The 1941-nt window shown below is 52.4% G+C and carries 3 protein-coding genes; 1 reads left to right on the forward strand and 2 read right to left on the reverse strand.

The genetic code is table 11. From position 1 onward, the window contains the following. Positions 1-234: hypothetical protein (locus WA429_RS21025; protein WP_336107884.1), on the reverse strand; the 234-nt coding region annotated here is incomplete at its 3' end. A 138-nt stretch (positions 235-372) separates the two neighbouring features. On the opposite strand from WA429_RS21025, the gene WA429_RS21030 reads away from it, so the two are divergent. Further along, positions 373-1272 carry a hypothetical protein gene (locus tag WA429_RS21030; protein ID WP_336107885.1) on the forward strand — a complete coding sequence of 300 codons (900 nt, stop codon included), beginning with the start codon at positions 373-375 and terminating at the stop codon, positions 1270-1272. Positions 1273-1528: 256 nt separating this feature from the next. Here the strand turns inward: WA429_RS21030 and WA429_RS21035 are convergent, their stop codons facing one another. Continuing rightward, on the reverse strand, positions 1529-1804 hold the full coding sequence (locus WA429_RS21035) for a hypothetical protein (protein WP_336107886.1): 276 nt from the start codon (positions 1802-1804) through the stop codon (positions 1529-1531). Positions 1805-1941 lie beyond the last annotated feature (137 nt).

Here is a 1941-nt window from a genome sequence, read left to right on the forward strand (position 1 = left end):
TTTGAATGCGGATGCAGGCACCAGCTGATGGGCATCGATCCGCGAAACGGGCCGATGAAGACCAATGCCATGATCGCGAGCACGAAACCCAACATAAAGATGGCTTTTCCAGCGTCGTGCCGGCACGGGCAAAGCTTTCTTGTCCACGTCAGGGTGCTGCTGCAGCTGATTGTGGCAACAGGAAAGAACCATGCGGTCCCAATACTCAGCGGGAATGCTCAATTGTTCGGTCATTAGAAACCACCATGCTCCGTCGTTGATCTCCGCGGAGTATGGTGGTTTAGCCGGAGGCATTCGAGTAGAGCTTCAGCGGAAAAAATCGGCTAAACTATTGTCGATGTTAAATAATGCAGCTTGGGGAGCAGTAGATAGATGATTGACTACTTGCAAACACACCTTTTCGTCGCTTTGTGCGTGGCGGGTGGGCTGGGCGCAATGACTGCATATTTGTTAGCAAAGAGATGCTCGCCAAAGCTCTGGAAGGTGGTCGACCTTATTTGGATCTGCACCTTCGTAATCACGTTGGGCGTCTCGGTGGTCGGTTGGGAGGACATTGCTGCTGAGAAAGCCTATGACTTATCGGGTGTTGCAATTGCCATGGAAAACAGAAACCTGATTGGCTTCATCGAAGGGGTTCAGCAAAAACAATGCAATCTCTTGCTCGGAAGTGAAGAAACTAGCTCAAGTGAATGGCAGAGTGTCTGTGCTGCGTTGGCGAAATTCGCATCTGGGTTGAGGCGTCAAGGAACGACGGCGCAAACTGTCCTTACTACGTTGAGTCTAACTGATCCGGATAATCGGCGTGCTGGGCTGCTGGTAAGTGACCCATACGGAAAGCCTTCTTACCGACCCGATGAAGTACATGAACCGTTGTCAAGAAGTGTAGTAAGGGAGCTGACTGAGCAAGCAAACCGGTTGTCGGGTGGACCGCTATTTGGGGGTGCGACAAGGTCATTTGGAAACCTTCTGACAATAGAATCTGCTCCGAAGCATTTTTCCACTGGCTATGTCAAAGTAACAAGTAGCAACGGTGGAGCGGTAATCGTATCCAAGGCGACTGCGGAGTTCTTAGCGGAAATAGATGACATATTAGCGTTGAACGCTAAGCGAACGTTGGTTGGCGTAATCGTGCTACGGGAACCACCAACTAGTTATGCCCACGCCCTCCAGACATTTGGCTTCTTGCTCAGCTGCTTTGTGTTCCCATTCCGAGTAGGGAAATCGGTGTATGAGATCAGGAAGGAAAAGAAAAGCCCCCGGCCGTTAGGCTGAGGGTTTCCGCTTCGGGATTGCCCGGATGTAAAAAGTGAGAAGTTAGATCAACACTCGCCTGAGCGGATGCGGGCAAGAGTTTCGGAGCGCTTGCCTTCCGCGTATGCCCAACCAACGTTTCCACGCATCATCTCGCAGCCCAGTTTTCGCATCAAACTGCCAGCACTCAACAGGTTCTGCGCAATCAGAGGAGTTTAGGTGCTCAGGACAGGGGGCTTGTGCCGACAGGATCTAAAGTTTGGCTCCAGTCGACAATTTATTGCCTGTGGTGAGGCAGCTCGATGTCCAGCTCGTATTTGTCCATCAGTCCACGGGTGGTCATCTCGTCTTCGAGAACAGCCAGACGATCATGATCAATGATCTGAACGATCATGTGCTTGTGGGCCCGTGCATGAAAATCGACGGGGCGTCGGTTCAAGCGCCAGAAGCACTGCAGGGCAAAGGAGTATTTCCAAGCCTTGATCAAATCGTCATCGGAAAGCTCATGGGCACGATGTGACGCACCCCAACAGTGGTTCTGGATCGTGGCCATGCGAGGGACCCGGCGCACTGTCAGTACCTTTCGTTGCGTCGCAGGCTTGAACCGCGGGGCCATCACCCCGATGCTGGGCCGCGCCGAACGCTATGTCGCCTTTATGACCGTCTATAACTGGGCAAGTGTCCTTCAGA

Origin of the sequence: Thalassospira sp. CH_XMU1420-2, assembly GCF_037029325.1 — a bacterium.
GTDB classification, from domain to species: domain Bacteria; phylum Pseudomonadota; class Alphaproteobacteria; order Rhodospirillales; family Thalassospiraceae; genus Thalassospira; species Thalassospira povalilytica.